Below are 15,306 nucleotides of genomic sequence, written 5' to 3'. Positions count from 1 at the left end.
CATAGATGCCGTTACGGACTCTGGAAACCTGGCCCCACGGCGCAATCATGCTGGACGCGCAACACACGCGTTTCGCCTTGTGGGCGCCAGACGCGTTTTATGTCAGCGTTGAATTGCAAGATGGCCGCTCGGTCGCCATGCTGCCCCAGGCAAATGGCTGGTTCGAAACGGAGATAAAGTGCCCCGCAGGCACGCGCTACCGCTACAACATCGATGGGGAAATGGATGTCCCCGATCCCGCATCCAGGGCCCAGGCCTCGGACGTGCATGGCTGGAGCCTGGTGGTCGACCCGCTCGCCTATGAATGGCGACACCACCCATGGCAGGGCCGCCCCTGGCATGAAGCGGTGATCTACGAACTGCATGTCGGCGCGCTGGGCGGCTTCGCAGCCGTCGAGCAGCACCTGCCACGCCTGGCCGAACTGGGCGTTACCGCGATTGAGTTGATGCCCCTGGCGCAATTTCCCGGCGAGCGCAATTGGGGCTACGACGGCGTGCTGCCCTACGCGCCGCACGCCGCCTACGGCAGCCCCGAACAGCTCAAGCATCTGATCGACAGCGCTCATGAACACGGGCTCGCGGTCTTGCTCGACGTGGTCTACAACCACTTCGGCCCCGATGGCAACTACCTGGGCCAGTACGCCAAAGACTTCTTCCAGCAAGATGTGCATACGCCATGGGGCGCCGGCATCGACTTCGCGCGGCGTGAAGTGCGGGACTTCTTTCTGGACAACGCCCTGATGTGGCTGCTCGACTACCGCTTCGACGGCCTGCGCCTGGACGCGGTACACGCCATCGACAACCCCGGTTTCCTGCGGGAACTGGCGCACCGGGTGCGCCAGCAGGTCGACATCGGCCGTCATGTTTGGCTGGTGCTGGAAAACGAACTGAACCAGGCCAGCCTGCTGAAACACGATTTCGATGCGCAATGGAACGACGACTTCCACAACGTATTGCATGTGCTGCTGACCGGCGAAACCGATGCCTACTACAGCGACTTTGCCCAAGCGCCTACCGCCAAACTCGCACGTTGCCTCAGCGACGGTTTTGTCTACCAGGGCCACACCACGCGCCACGGGCATGCACGCGGCGAACCCAGCAGCGGCTTGCCGCCCACCGCCTTCGTGGCGTTCTTGCAGAACCACGACCAGATCGGCAACCGCGCCCTCGGCGAACGCCTGCACCAACTGTGTTCGCCCCAGGCGCTGAAGGCGGCGACCACCTTGCTACTGATGTCGCCGATGATCCCGTTGCTGTTCATGGGCGATGAAGTCAACGCCAGCGAGCCGTTTCTGTTTTTCACTGACCACCATGGCGAACTGGCTGAAGCGGTACGCGAAGGACGTCGCAATGAATTCGCCGATTTCGCCGCGTTCCACGACCCCGAGCGGCGCGAGCGGATTCCCGATCCCAACGCGCTGCCGACCTTCGAGCAATCGGCGCCGTCATTCGCCGCCAACGAACACACCGAGTTCTATCGCCACCTGCTGCGCCTGCGCCACCAGCATATCGTGCCGCACCTGCCCGGCAGCGTGGCCCTCGGTGCGCAGGTGCTGGCAGACCGCGCTGTCAGTGCGCGTTGGCGCCTGGGCAACGGCAGCCTGTTACAGATCGACCTGAACCTGAGTGCCACGGCCCTGGCTCACCCCGCTGCGCAGCATGTGCTGTTCCAAACGCCAGCGCATGACCACGCGCACCTGGCGCCCTTCAGCGCACGCGTTACCCTATCCCCTGTTGGAGAGCACCCTTGAGCGAAGCGAACCTGGAAATCCTCGCCGGCCGAGCGGGCCTGGCGGTCGATTGGATCGACGCAAACGGCCGCCCGCAACGTGTCAAACCGGACGCCCTGCGCGCCGTCCTCAAAGGCCTGGGCCACCCGGCCGACAGCGATGCCGAGATCGACGCCAGCCTGCGAGACCTGGAGCAAGTGCAACAGGACAAACACCTGCCGCCCTTGCTCACCGTCGACAGCGGCGAAGGCCTGGACCTGGCGCGCTACTTCGCGCCCGACACCGTCTGCCGGGTCAGCCTCGAGGAGGGCGAAGTCCTCGAATTACGCCTCGACGGCAACGCGGTTCTGCCCGGCGTGATCGCCCTCGGCTACCACCAAGTGCATATCGCCGACCAGGCCTTCACCCTGGCCGTGGCCCCTCGCCACTGCTACAGCGTCGCCGATGCCGTCGACAGTCAAACCCCACGTGCCTGGGGCCTGAGCGCCCAGTTGTACGCCCTGCGCCGCCTCGGCGACGGCGGGTTCGGCGACACCCTGGCGCTGGAACACCTGGCCCGCTCGGCCGCCGAACGCGGGGCCGACGCCCTGGCGATCAGCCCGATGCACGCGATGTTCAGCGCCGACCCCGAGCGCTACAGCCCATACTCGCCGTCGAGCCGACTGTTTCTCAATAGCCTGTACGCATCGCCCGGCTGCATCCTGGGTGAGCGCCAGGTGCGCAATGCCATCGAGGCCTGCGGTCTGGCCGACGAGCTGCACACCCTCGAACAACACACCCTGATCGACTGGCCCACCGCGGCCAAGGCCAAACACCGCCTGTTGCGTGCCCTGTACGACGACTTCCGCCACGGTCAACACCCGCAACACGCCGACTTCCTCAGTTTCCGCCAGGCGGGCGGTGAAGCCCTGGAGAACCACTGCCGTTTCGAAGCGGTCCAGGCCGCGCGTGCCGCCGCTGGCGAAGACCTCGACTGGCGCCATTGGCCAGAGCAATGGCGCAGCCCGCAAAGCCCGGCACTCCTGCGCTTCGCAGAGGAAAACCGCGAGGACATCGGCTTCTACGCCTTCGGCCAATGGCTGATCGCGCGCTGCCTGGAACGCGCCCAACAAGCCGCCCGAGGCAGTGGCATGAGCATCGGCCTGATCGCCGACCTGGCCGTCGGCGCCGACGGTGGCGGCAGCCAGGCCTGGAGCCGCCAGGACGAATTGCTCGCCGGCCTGACAGTCGGCGCGCCGCCGGACATTCTCAACCGCGCCGGCCAGGGCTGGGGCATCTCCGCCTTCGCCCCGGAAGGCCTCAAGCGCCATGGCTTCCGTGCGTTTATCGAGATGCTGCGGGCCAATTTCGCCCATGCCGGCGGCTTGCGTATCGACCATGTGATGGGCCTGCAACGCCTGTGGGTGATGCCCATGGATGCCTCGCCCCAGGACGGCGCCTACCTGTATTACCCGGTGGACGATCTGTTGCGTCTGCTGGCGCTGGAATCGCACCGCCACCAGGCCATCGTCCTCGGCGAAGACCTCGGCACCGTGCCCGACGGCCTGCGCGACAAACTCATCGGCCGCTCGATTCTGGGCATGCGCGTGCTGCTGTTCGAACAAGGTCATGATGGCCAATTCAAGCCGATCCTCGACTGGCCGGACAACGCCCTGGCCACCACCAGCACCCACGACCTGCCAACCCTCAATGGCTGGTGGCACAGCCGCGACATCGACTGGAACGTCCAGCTCGGCCTGATCGATGCGCCCACCACGGAGCAATGGCGCGAACACCGCCTGCGCGAACGCCAGGCACTGCGCCAGGCCTTGAGCCAGGACCCGCAGAACTTCGTCGATGAAGTGCGCAATGAAACCGACCACATGATCGACGCCAGCGTGCGCTACCTCGGCCACACCCGCGCGCCGCTGGTGCTGCTGCCGCTGGAAGATGCCTTGGGCCTCGAAGAACAAGCCAACCTGCCCGGCACCGTCGACACCCACCCCAATTGGCGCCGCCGCCTGCCGGGTGAGGCGGCGAGCCTGCTCGACAACGCGGGGGCCGCGCGCCGCCTGGAACTGCTGGCGGTGGCGCGCAATCAAGCCCATGAGCGTGACCGATGAAGGCTCTGCCCCTGCGCGCTACCCAGCGCCTGCAGTTTCATAAAGGGTTCACCCTTGATGACGCGGTGGCTCTGGTGCCGTACTTTGCCCGGCTGGGCGTCAGCCATTTGTATGCCTCACCGCTGCTCAGTGCCCGCGCAGGTTCCATGCATGGCTATGACGTGGTCGACCCCACCACCGTCAACCCGGAGCTGGGCGGCGAAGCGGCGTTGCGCCGCCTGGTGGCCGCCCTGCGCCAACACGACATGGGGCTGATCCTCGATATCGTGTCCAACCACATGGCCGTGGGCGGCGCCGACAACCCCTGGTGGCTGGACCTGCTGGAGTGGGGCCGGTTGAGTCCCTACTGCGAATTTTTCGACATTCAATGGCACTCGCCCGACCCGCTGCTCAAGGGCCAATTGCTCATGCCGTTCCTCGGCTGCGACTACGGCGAAGCCCTGCAAGCCGGCACGTTGACCCTGCACTTCGACGCCGCGCACGGCAGTTTTTCCGTCGAGCACTACGAACACCGCTTCCCGATCTGCCCACAAGATTACGCGACGATTCTGGGCGCCGATGAACTGCTCAAGCCCCTCGCCGACCGCTTCAGCACCCTCGCCTACCAGAGCGATGCCTACGCCGAAGCGGCCTGGCTCAAACAAGCCCTGGCCGAACGCGCCACCGACAACGCCGTGCGGCAGGCCATCGAACAGCGGCTGGGCACCTTCGACGCACGCCAGCCCGACGGGTTCCAGCGCCTGCACGGGCTGTTGGAGCAACAGGCCTATCGCCTGGCCAGTTGGCGCACCGCGGCGGACGATATCAACTGGCGGCGCTTCTTCGATGTCAACGATCTGGGCGGCCTGCGCGTAGAACGCAGTGCCGTGTTCGAAGCCACCCACGGCAAGATCTTCGAGTTGATCAGCCAGGGGCTGGTCGATGGCCTGCGCATCGACCATATCGACGGGCTGGCCGACCCACGCGGGTATTGCCGCAAGCTGCGGCGGCGGGTCGATACGCTGTCGCCCGAGCGTCACCTGCCGATTTTCGTCGAAAAAATCCTCGGCGAAGGCGAAACCCTGCGCGAGGACTGGCAGGTGGACGGCACCACCGGCTACGAATTCATGAACCAACTGTCGCTGCTGCAACACCGCCCGCAAGGCTTCGCAACGCTGGCCGAGCTGTGGACCCGGCACAGCGAACGGCCGTCGGCCTTTATCGAAGAAGCCTGGCTGGCGCGCCGGCAGATCCTCAACGGCTCCCTCGCCGGCGACTTCGAAAGCGTGGCCCAGGCCCTGCTGCAAGTGGCCCGCGACGACGTGATGAGCCGCGACCTGACCCTCGGCGCGATCCGCCGCGCCCTGCAGGAACTGATCGTGCATTTCCCGGTGTACCGCACCTACATCAGCGCCTGTGGCCGCAGCGAACGCGACGACACGTTTTTCCTGCAAGCCCTGGCGGGCGCGCGCAGCACCTTGAGCGAAGGCGACTGGCCGGTGCTGGACAACCTGGAAAAATGGTTGGGCGGCCAACCGTGGCGCAATCGCCCGCTCGGCCGCGAGCGCAAGCTGCTCAAGCACGCCTGCGTGCGCTTCCAGCAATTGACCTCGCCGGCCGCCGCCAAAGCCGTGGAAGACACCGCGTTCTATCGCTCGGCGGTGTTGCTGTCGCGCAACGACGTGGGCTTCAGTACCGAACAGTTCAGCGCACCGCTGGCCGATTTTCACGCGGCCAATCAGCAGCGCTTGCAGGCGTTCCCCGATAACCTGCTGGCCACCGCCACCCACGACCACAAACGCGGTGAAGACAGCCGCGCCCGCCTCGCCGTGTTGAGTGAGTGCGCAGGGTGGTATGCCGAACAGGTGACGCATTGGCGCCGCCTCGCCGCGCCGCTGCGCAACGACGCCAGTTGCCCATCGGCAGGCGATGAGTTGATCCTCTATCAGGTACTGCTCGGCAGTTGGCCGCTGGACCTGCACCTGGACGACCGGCCGGCACTCGAAGCCTATCAACAACGCCTCTGGCAATGGCAACAAAAGGCCCTGCGCGAAGCCAAGTTGCAGAGCAGTTGGAGCGCGCCCAACGAGGCTTACGAACAGGGCGTGGAAACGTTTCTCACGCGCCTGCTGCTCAGCGACGCAGGCCGCGCACTGCGCACCGCCATCGGCGCCGCCGCCCAAGCGATTGCCCCCGCTGGCGCGCTCAATGGGCTGGCGCAATCCTTGCTTCGAGTCACAGTGCCGGGTGTGCCGGACCTGTACCAGGGCAATGAGTTCTGGGACTTCAGCCTGGTCGACCCGGACAACCGCCGCCCGGTGGATTTCAACGCACGGCAGCACGCGCTGGCTACCCCACCGGACATCGGCAAGCTGTTGTTCAACTGGCGGGACGGGCGTATCAAACAAGCCTTGATCGCCCAGGTGCTGGCCTTGCGCAAGGCCCATCCTGAACTGTTCCATCGGGGCAGCTACACGCCCCTGGACGTGGTCGGTCGACACGCCGAGCACGTGGTCGCGTTCTGCCGCGAATACCAGGGCAAACGCGCACTGGTGGTGGTGCCGCGCTGGCCCTATCGCCTGCTGGAAAACGGTGTGCATCCCCAGGTCAATGCGCGGGTTTGGGGCGATACCCGAGTGAAATTACCGTTCGCCGCGCCAACCGAAAACTGGAAGGGACTTTTTCATACACGCGCAGTCACACCAGACAAGGAGCTGTTGATCAGCACTGCGCTGGGGGATTTCCCGGTCAACGTCTTTATCGATCCTGATGATCAATCAAGCTGAAATTTTCTGCGAGGAACATTGTGATGAGTACTGAAGACAAACGTGTTCGCGAATTCGCGTATCAGATCTGGGAGTCGGAGGGCAAGCCGCAAGGTCAGGATGCGCGCCATTGGGAAATGGCCCGCAAGTTGGCAGAAGCCGAAGCGCTGACGCCCAGCAAGCCCAAACCCGCCGCCAAACCGAAAACCGCGCCCAAGCCGGCGGCGAAAGCCAAGCCGGCAGCGGCCGCAGGCAAACCGGCCACGCCGGCGGCTAAAAAGCCGGCGGCCACAAAAAAGCCCAAGCCGTAAGCCCTGTGCCGTCATGAACCTCCGGCCGGCAACCCCGGCCGGAGGTCAGCCACTTGCCCGATTATTAGCTGACCCCTCGTCAGCAGGGCTACGTTCGGCCCGAAAAAAGACCCATGCAGGAGCAACACAATGAGCAAAGCCGATAAAAAACAGGCCCCCCCGGCCCACGAACCATCGCGGATTCGCGAAGGTTTGCCCTTCCCCCTGGGGGCGACCTGGGACGGCCTGGGTGTCAACTTTGCCCTGTTCTCGGCCAACGCTACCAAAGTCGAGTTATGCCTGTTCGACGACGCTGGCGTGGTCGAGCTGGAACGTATCGAACTTCCCGAATACACCGATGAAATCTTCCACGGCTACTTGCCCGACGCCCACCCCGGGCTGATTTACGGCTACCGTGTGTACGGCGCGTATGACCCGGCCAACGGCCACCGTTTCAACCACCACAAATTGCTGATCGACCCCTACGCCAAACAGCTGGTGGGCGAGCTCAAATGGTCCGAAGCGCTGTTTGGCTATACCATCGGCCACCCCGACGACGACCTCAGTTTCGACAAACGCGACAGTGCGCCCTTCGTGCCCAAGTGCAAGGTCATCGACCCAGCGCACACCTGGGGCGACGACCAACCGGTGCGCGTGCCATGGGACCGCACGATCATTTATGAAACCCACCTGCGCGGCATCAGCATGCGTCACCCCTCGGTCGGCGAGGCCGTGCGCGGCACCTGCGCCGGGCTGATGGAAGACGATCTGCTCAAGCACATCCGCCAGTTGGGTATTTCTTCCGTGGAACTGTTGCCGGTACACGCCTTTGTCAACGACCAGCATTTGCTGGAAAAAGGCATGACCAACTACTGGGGCTACAACAGCATCGCCTTCTTCGCCCCGGACCCGCGCTACCTGGCCAGCGGCAAGATCGCCGAGTTCAAGGAGATGGTCGCGCACCTGCACGAAGCCAAGCTGGAAGTGATTCTCGACGTGGTCTACAACCACACCGCCGAAGGCAACGAGCGCGGCCCGACCCTGTCCATGCGCGGCATCGACAACGCTTCCTACTACCGCCTGATGCCGGACGACAAGCGCTTCTATATCAACGATTCCGGCACCGGCAACACCCTCGACCTGAGCCACCCGTGCGTGCTGCAGATGGTCACTGACTCCCTGCGTTACTGGGCCACCGAGATGCACGTCGACGGTTTCCGCTTCGACCTGGCAACCATCCTCGGCCGTTATCGTGACGGGTTCGACGAGCGCCACAGTTTCCTCGTCGCCTGCCGTCAAGACCCGGTGCTGCGCCAGTTGAAACTCATCGCCGAACCCTGGGACTGCGGCCCCGGCGGCTATCAGGTGGGCAACTTCCCGCCGGGCTGGGTGGAATGGAACGACCGCTTCCGCGACACCGTGCGCGCCTTCTGGAAAGGCGATGACGGCCAGCTGGCGGACTTCGCCGGGCGTATGACCGCATCCGGCGAGATGTTCAACCACCGTGGCCGCCGGCCTTACAGCTCAGTGAACTTCATCACCGCCCACGACGGTTTCACCCTGCATGACCTGGTGTCGTACAACGACAAGCACAACGAAGCCAACGACGAAAACAATCAGGACGGCAGCAACAACAACCTGTCCTGGAACCATGGCGTCGAAGGCCCCACCGACGACCCGGAAATCAACGCCCTGCGCCTGCGCCAGATGCGCAACTTCTTCGCCACCCTGCTGCTCGCCCAAGGCACGCCGATGCTGGTGGCCGGGGATGAGTTCGCGCGCACCCAGCACGGCAACAACAACGCCTACTGCCAGGACAGCGAGATCGGCTGGGTCAACTGGGAGCTGGACGATGACGGCAAGGCGCTGCTCAAGTTCGTCAAGCGCGTGATCAAACTGCGCATGACGTACCCGATCCTGCGCCGTGGCCGCTTCCTGGTGGGCGACTACAACGAAGACATCGGCGTGAAGGACGTCACCTGGCTCGCGCCGGATGGAAACGAGATGAGCACCGAACAGTGGGAAGACAGTCACGGCCGTTGCCTGGGCATGCTGATGGATGGCCGCGCCCAGGAGACCGGGATTCGCCGTCCGGGTGGCGATGCCACGTTGTTGCTGGTGGTCAACGCCCATCACGACTTGGTCAATTTCCGCCTGCCCCCCGTGCCGGAAGGCCAGTTCTGGACCTGCATGCTCGACACCCATGACACGACGATACGCGGGCAGGAACGCTTTGATTTCCACCATGAGTACGCGGTCACCGGGCGCTCGCTGCTGCTGTTTGAACTGCAGCACGACGAAGAGGTGTGACATGGGCCTGCATGGATTCCTTCAAGGCTACCAAGGCTATGCGGACACGCAGGCCCTGGGCGCGGCCTTGAAGGCGCTGCAGACCGAGGGGCTGGACCGCCTGCCGCTCCCCGGCAGCGGCCAGACCCTCGAACGGTTCAGCCGCTTGGCCCAGGTCGCCGGACACGACCTGCGCTTGTGCAAGTTGTTCGAAGGTCACACCGATGCCTTGGCGATCATTGCCGAGCTGCGCAGCCCCTTGCCGCCGGAGGGCAGCCTCTGGGGCATGTGGGCGGCAGAACCACCGACGGCCAAGGTGCGGGTGCGGCGCACCGGCCATCGTCTGGTGCTGCAGGGGCGTAAAGCCTGGTGTTCGGGGGCGGCGGTGGTCAGCCATGGGTTGTTGACCGCCTGGGACGAGGAGGATCGCCAGCAATTGGTCGCAGTGGAGATGGGCCAGCCCGGCATCTGCGTGACCGATGAGGGGTGGCAGGCGGTAGGCATGGCGGCCACCGGCAGTGTCGACGTCCTGTTCGAGGCGGCCAGCGGGATTGCCATCGGCAGGCCCGGCGACTACCTCGCCCGCCCCGGCTTCTGGCAAGGCGCCGTCGGTATCGCAGCGTGCTGGTATGGCGCGGCGCAACGCCTGGCTGAAGTGCTGCGCGAGCAGTGCAACAGGCGTGCGGAACCGCATGCCCTGGCCCACCTCGGCGCGGTCGACAGCGCCTTGAACAGTGCCGCCTGCGTGCTGCGTGCCAGTGCGCGGCAGATCGACCGCGCCCCGCTGGCCGATGCCAGGCAACTGGCCCAACAGGTACGCGCGTCTCTCGAAGACACGGTTGAACAGGTCATGCGCCACGTCGGTCGCGCCGCCGGTGCGGGGCCTTTTTGCAAAGATCCGCACTTTGCCCAACTGATGGCGGACCTGCCGGTGTATGTACGTCAAAGCCATGCCGAGCGTGACCTGGCCGCCCTCGGTGAACAGGTCGCCGCCGAGCCACCTGGGAGGTGGCAGTTATGAAAGCCAATCCGATCGTGGGCCAGGGCACGTCGCTGCATCAGTGGCAGACCTCGTCCCACATGGCTGAACTGGCGCCGATCAGCGTCGAACAGTTGGTACCCGAAGGGCATCGCGCAGTGATCATCGCACCGCACCCGGACGATGAAGTGCTGGGCTGCGGCGGCCTGTTGCAAGGCTTGGCCGCACTGGGTCGGGCGATCCAGTTGATCTCTGTCACCGATGGCAGCGCCAGTCACCCCGGTTCGCGGCGCTGGTCGGTGGAGCGCCTCAGCGTGGTGCGCCCGCAGGAGTCGGCCCAGGCCTTGCACCGCCTCGGCTTGCCGCTGCACCGGTTGAAGTGGCTGCGCGCCGGGTTTACCGACAGCCAGGTCGCCGCCCGCGAAGCGCAGTTGGCCGCGTTCATTGAGCGCCACCTCAAACCCAGGGACGTGGTGTTCACCACCTGGCGCGAAGACGGCCACTGCGACCATGAAGCCGTCGGCCGCGCCAGCGCCAGTGCCGCACTGGCGGTCGGCGCGACCCTGTACGAGTTGCCCGTGTGGACCTGGCACTGGGCAACCCCGGAAGACAGCCAGGTACCGTGGCATCGCGCGCGCAAACTCCCGCTGAGTTGCCAAGTCGTCGCGCGCAAGCGCCATGCCATCCACGCGTTCGCCAGCCAATTGGAGGGCGATCCGCAGATCGGCTTGCCGCCGGTGCTGGCACCGTATGTCGTCGAGCGTTTGCTGCAGCCTTTTGAAGTGGTGTTTGTATGAGCGTGGCGACACCGTATTTTGATCGGCTGTTCGCCGACAACGATGACCCCTGGGCCTTCCGTCAACGCTGGTATGAGCGGCGCAAGCGCGCGCTGACCTTGGCGCTGTTGACCCGCCCGCGTTACGCCGCGATTTTTGAGCCCGGCTGCGCCAATGGTGAACTGAGCGTCGAACTGGCGCCGCGTTGTGACCGCCTGGTGTGCTGCGATACCGCGGCCGCGGCAGTGGCCCTGGCCAAGACACGTCTGATGGGATTTCCCCATGCCCAGGTGCAGCAGAGTCGCCTGCCCGCACAGTGGCCTGACGGCCGCTTCGACCTGATCGTCCTGAGCGAGCTGTGTTACTACCTCGACGCCGATGACCTCACCCGCCTGATCGACTGCGCCCTCGCCGCGCTGAGCGACGACGGTCAACTGCTGGCCTGTCACTGGCGCGCGCCGATCGACGGCTGCCCGCAAACCGCCGCCCAAGTGCATGCGCTGCTCGAGCAACGGCTGGCCATGCCGTGTGTTGCGCGGCACCACGACAGTGACTTCCTGCTCGACCTCTGGAGCCGCGACGGTACGTCGGTCGCCACCCATGAGGGCCTGCGTTGAGCAGCCTGAGACGGGGCCGTTAAAAAAAATCGAAGTTACAAGATGTGAAAGCAGCGAATCCTTGTCTATGCTGAGGACGCCTTGCCGGCAATCCAGGATTGAAATGCCGAGCAATCGCTGCAGCGGAGCCTGCGGCGACTAAAAAGAGCGTCGTCCCGTCCACGGGCTACGACCCAGCATCAATTGACAAGGACGTGCCCGCCATGAAACCCGCCTCCCTCAGCGAAAGCCGCCGCGGCCCAGCGCAGATCTGGAACAGTGCCCCGCAGTTGGCGCAAATCCCCGCCATTCATCCTCACTCGCTGGTGCCTGCGGGTGCGCGGGTGGTCATCATCGCGCCCCACCCCGGCGATGAAGTGTTGGCCTGTGGCGGTTTGCTGCAACGGCTGAGCACCCTCGAACACCCGATGCTGTTGATTTCCATCACCGACGGCAGCGCCAGCCACCCCGGCTCGAATGTCTGGCCGGCGAGGCGCTTGAGCGTGGTGCGGCCCCAGGAAAGCGTCGAAGCGCTGCGCCGGCTGGGCATGCCGCTGCACAGCCTGAAGTGGATTCGCGGCGGCTTTCGCGATGACGCGCTGGCCGCCAGCGAACACCCCATGAGCCAACTCATCGCCCGATATCTGCAGCCCGGCGATGTGGTCTTCAGCACCTGGCGCAACGACGGCAACGCCGACCACGACGCCGTCGGCCGTGCCAGCGCCAAGGCATGCAGCCTGGTCGGGGCACGTCTGTATGAGCTGCCGATCTGGGCCTGGCATTGGACGGCGCGCGAAGGTTCGATGATCCCCTGGCAGCGTGCGCGCAAGGTGCGCCTCGACACCTGGAGCGTGGCGCGCAAGCTGCATGCGGCCCATGCCTATGCCAGCCAACTGGCCGGAGACCCGGAGATCGGGCTCGCGCCGATGCTCGCCCAGGTGTTGCTGGAGCGGATGCGCGAGCCCTATGAGATCGTGTTCGTCTAGAAGCCCATTCGTCTATACCTGTTATTTCTGACAGTGGCGGCCCGTTTGATGTGCGACTAAGGTGCAAAAAACCTGCACTGCTTAAGGCGCAGTCGAGAAAGCCATGCCAACCCTTTGCATTGGCCGATGTTTTCAGAATCGGGTAACCGGTACTCCCTGATCCGTATCGTTCGTTGTTGCCATGGTCCGAACGCACCTGCTTGCCCAGGTGCCGGGAGATGTTCCCTTCGAACGAGGACGGGTCATGCGCGCACCAACATCTTCTTTGTGGTACCTAGGCATCAGCTCAATCATCGCCGTGACGGCGTGGCCACTCCCCTCTTATGGCGCATGCACGATCAACAACAGCGCCGGCGACGACATCTCCACCTGCGACAGTGCCTCGGCACCGGGGTTTACCGACACCGGCGGCAACAACGCCCTGAATATCAGTGGCAGCGGCGCCATCAACGGCAATGTCACCTTTGGTGCGGGTAACGACCTGGTGGACGTGAACGGGCCGACAGCGGCGCTCAACGGTGCGCTGAACCAAGGCGACGGCGCGAATATTTTCCGCCTCAACCTGGGCACCGTCACTGGCTCGGTCGCCCAAGGCGCAGGCGCGGATGTGGTGCAGATCACCGGTGGGCAAGCGGGTGCAATAAGCCAAGGCGGCGGCATCGACAGCTTTGCCATGAGCGGCGGCACCATCGCTTCCCTGGCCCAGGGCGATGGCCTGGACACCTTCAACATGAGCGGCGGGGTCATCACCGGGGCGTTTGAAGATGGCGACCAAGCCACGATGAGAAGCGGCACCATTGGCCGGGTCGATATGAAGCTCGATAACAACGTGTTCGACATGCAAGGCGGCACCATCCTGGGCAATCTGGTCACCGGGTTCGGCAATGACCATATTCTCGTCTCGGGCATCAGTTACATCGGCGGCAACATCAGCACCAGCGGCGGCGATGACTTGATTGAAGTCAGCGGCGGCACGGTCAACGGGCAAATCCTCGCCAGTTTCGGCAAGGACCAGTTGATCTGGCGCGATGGCGGCAAGGTCAACGGCTTGATCGTCATGGGCGCCGACGACGACACTGCGCTGCTGAAAAACCTCAACGAAACGTCGCTGTCCTCCAACCCCTTGGTGGATGGTGGCCTGGGTAACGACACGCTCACATTCGACAACACCCAGACCGACGTCCCCGCACGCTATACCGGCTGGGAACAGGTGCTGCTGGATAACGGCTCGGACCTCAAGCTGGGCGGTGCCTTCGTGCTGGGCGACAGCGCAACCGGCAGCGGCATCATGAGCCTCGACGGCTCGAGCAAATTGACTGTCACCAACGGTTCGATCGACCCCTTTACCGCCGGCCAATCCGTCACCTTGAACGACGGCGGCCTGATCGACATGACCACCGGCAGTACCAGCGCCACCGACACGCTGACAGTGAACGGGAACTACAACGGCAACGCTGGCCGACTCGCCTTGCAAAGCGTCTTGGGCAACGACGGCTCAACCAGCGATTTGCTGGTGATCGGCACGGGCCAGATCAGCGGCACTACCGCTATCAGCGTGACCAATCTCGCCGGGCCGGGGGCCGAAACCGTGCAGGACGGCATCCAGGTGGTCCGCGCAATCAACGGCGCCAGCGGCGCCGGCACCCAGTTCACCCTGGCAAATCGGGTTTCCGCAGGCGCCTTCGACTACTACCTGTTCAAAGGGGGCGACAACGCGGGCACGGGCGAAAACTACTACCTGCGCTCTTCAGTGCCGGTGGCGCCGCTGCCGGGCCCGGTGACGCCGCTCCCCGAACCTGTGGTGGGCACCCCTGAACTGCCGACCAATCCGGGCCTCACGCCGATCCCGATCTATCGCCCGGAAGTACCGATCTACGCGGTGTTGTTTCCTGCCGCGCAACAAATCGTACAGGCCATGCTGGGCACCTATCACGAACGCATGGGCGATCAGCGCCAACAACAGCAGACCGGTGCGTTTCCTGCCGGTTGGGGGCGTGTGTATGGCAACAGCAGCCGCCAGAGCTTTGCCGGCACGGTGAGCCCGACGCTGGACAGTTCGATGTCCGCCTTCCAGATCGGTACCGACGTGTACGCGAGCGCTACCGCCAACGGCGCGGTGCAGCGAGTCGGCTTCTTCGTCGGCCACAGCCGCTTGAAAGGTGACGTGAAAGGCTTCAACGGCGGCTGGCAAGACAAGGCCGCTGGCAACACCACCTTGCGCGGTGACAGCCTGGGCGTTTACTGGACACTGATCGGCGCCAACCAGGCCTACCTCGATCTGGTGCTGATGGGCACCCGTTTCGATGGCAATAACGAATCGGACCGTGGGGTGAAGATGAAAACCCGCGGGCATAACGTCGCCGCATCCGTCGAGGTCGGCAGGCCGTTCCAGATGACCGCCGATTGGGTGGTTGAACCGCAGGCTCAATTGATCCTGAGCCGAACCAAACTGGACAGTCAGAACGATGGCATCTCCGACGTGGCCTACAACGCCGACACCAACGTCACCACGCGCCTGGGCATACGCCTGCGGGGCGACTATCAGGTTCGTGGCCTGCCGTTGCAGCCCTACGCGCGGGCCAATATCTGGCACACCGCCGCCGGGCAGAACACCGTCACCTTTAACCGTGTGACAGACATCGACACCGAACAGAAATCCACCACCCTGGGCCTGAGTCTGGGCGCCACGCTGGAGGTGGCCAAGGGCGTCAGCCTGTACAGCGAAGTCGGCTATAACCGCAACCTGGACAGCCAGATGCTCAATGGCCGACAAGGCACCGTGGGCCTGCGAATGGAATTCTGACGGCGATTTTT

10 protein-coding genes are annotated in these 15,306 nt (G+C 64.5%); all 10 read left to right on the top strand.

Features of this window, described 5'->3' with window-relative positions; all coding sequences use genetic code 11:
- Positions 1 to 5: 5 nt before the first annotated feature.
- The 10 genes from treZ (at position 6) to MOQ67_RS15170 (ending at position 15,295) form a co-directional block, all read left to right on the top strand.
- Positions 6 to 1,751 carry a malto-oligosyltrehalose trehalohydrolase gene (gene treZ, locus MOQ67_RS15215; protein WP_198717240.1) on the top strand — a complete coding sequence of 582 codons (1,746 nt, stop codon included), beginning with the start codon at positions 6 to 8 and terminating at the stop codon, positions 1,749 to 1,751.
- Positions 1,748 to 3,832: a 4-alpha-glucanotransferase gene (gene malQ / locus MOQ67_RS15210; protein WP_198717239.1), complete on the top strand. Its 2,085-nt coding sequence runs from the start codon at positions 1,748 to 1,750 to the stop codon at positions 3,830 to 3,832. The genes treZ and malQ overlap by 4 nt, the downstream gene beginning before the upstream one ends.
- Entirely contained in the window at positions 3,829 to 6,597 is a 2,769-nt protein-coding gene (locus MOQ67_RS15205) for a malto-oligosyltrehalose synthase (RefSeq protein ID WP_198717238.1), read from the top strand. The genes malQ and MOQ67_RS15205 overlap by 4 nt, the downstream gene beginning before the upstream one ends.
- 23 nt (positions 6,598 to 6,620) lie before the next feature.
- Positions 6,621 to 6,887 (top strand): DUF2934 domain-containing protein, encoded by a 267-nt coding sequence (locus MOQ67_RS15200; protein ID WP_046383597.1) that lies wholly within the window; start codon positions 6,621 to 6,623, stop codon positions 6,885 to 6,887.
- A gap of 129 nt (positions 6,888 to 7,016) precedes the next feature.
- Positions 7,017 to 9,176 carry a glycogen debranching protein GlgX gene (gene glgX / locus MOQ67_RS15195; protein ID WP_102617033.1) on the top strand — a complete coding sequence of 720 codons (2,160 nt, stop codon included), beginning with the start codon at positions 7,017 to 7,019 and terminating at the stop codon, positions 9,174 to 9,176.
- 1 nt (position 9,177) lies between these two features.
- On the top strand, positions 9,178 to 10,176 hold the full coding sequence (locus tag MOQ67_RS15190; protein WP_198717237.1) for an acyl-CoA dehydrogenase: 999 nt from the start codon (positions 9,178 to 9,180) through the stop codon (positions 10,174 to 10,176).
- Entirely contained in the window at positions 10,173 to 10,931 is a 759-nt protein-coding gene (locus MOQ67_RS15185) for a PIG-L deacetylase family protein (RefSeq protein ID WP_017846399.1), read from the top strand. Before MOQ67_RS15190 ends, MOQ67_RS15185 begins: the two co-directional genes overlap by 4 nt.
- Positions 10,928 to 11,527: an SAM-dependent methyltransferase gene (locus tag MOQ67_RS15180; RefSeq protein ID WP_046383600.1), complete on the top strand. Its 600-nt coding sequence runs from the start codon at positions 10,928 to 10,930 to the stop codon at positions 11,525 to 11,527. Before MOQ67_RS15185 ends, MOQ67_RS15180 begins: the two co-directional genes overlap by 4 nt.
- A 203-nt stretch (positions 11,528 to 11,730) precedes the next feature.
- Positions 11,731 to 12,492, top strand: coding sequence for a PIG-L deacetylase family protein (locus MOQ67_RS15175; protein WP_017846401.1), 762 nt, complete (start codon positions 11,731 to 11,733; stop codon positions 12,490 to 12,492).
- A gap of 244 nt (positions 12,493 to 12,736) precedes the next feature.
- A complete protein-coding gene (locus MOQ67_RS15170) occupies positions 12,737 to 15,295 on the top strand; it encodes an autotransporter family protein (RefSeq protein WP_198717236.1) in 2,559 nt (852 codons plus the stop codon).
- The last annotated feature ends 11 nt before the right edge of the window (positions 15,296 to 15,306 follow it).

It is taken from the genome of Pseudomonas sp. LY-1 (assembly GCF_053502595.1).
This window is presented reverse-complemented; position numbering and strand designations above follow the sequence as displayed.

What these genes read in the sequence shown, in the direction of transcription:
- treZ (WP_198717240.1), top strand. Translation starts at nt 6, where the DNA reads ATGCCGTTACGGACTCTGGAAACCTGGCCCCACGGCGCAATCATGCTG.
- MOQ67_RS15205 (WP_198717238.1), top strand. Translation starts at nt 3,829, where the DNA reads ATGAAGGCTCTGCCCCTGCGCGCTACCCAGCGCCTGCAGTTTCATAAA.
- MOQ67_RS15200 (WP_046383597.1), top strand. Translation starts at nt 6,621, where the DNA reads ATGAGTACTGAAGACAAACGTGTTCGCGAATTCGCGTATCAGATCTGG.
- glgX (WP_102617033.1), top strand. Translation starts at nt 7,017, where the DNA reads ATGAGCAAAGCCGATAAAAAACAGGCCCCCCCGGCCCACGAACCATCG.
- MOQ67_RS15190 (WP_198717237.1), top strand. Translation starts at nt 9,178, where the DNA reads ATGGGCCTGCATGGATTCCTTCAAGGCTACCAAGGCTATGCGGACACG.
- MOQ67_RS15185 (WP_017846399.1), top strand. Translation starts at nt 10,173, where the DNA reads ATGAAAGCCAATCCGATCGTGGGCCAGGGCACGTCGCTGCATCAGTGG.
- MOQ67_RS15180 (WP_046383600.1), top strand. Translation starts at nt 10,928, where the DNA reads ATGAGCGTGGCGACACCGTATTTTGATCGGCTGTTCGCCGACAACGAT.
- MOQ67_RS15175 (WP_017846401.1), top strand. Translation starts at nt 11,731, where the DNA reads ATGAAACCCGCCTCCCTCAGCGAAAGCCGCCGCGGCCCAGCGCAGATC.
- MOQ67_RS15170 (WP_198717236.1), top strand. Translation starts at nt 12,737, where the DNA reads ATGCGCGCACCAACATCTTCTTTGTGGTACCTAGGCATCAGCTCAATC.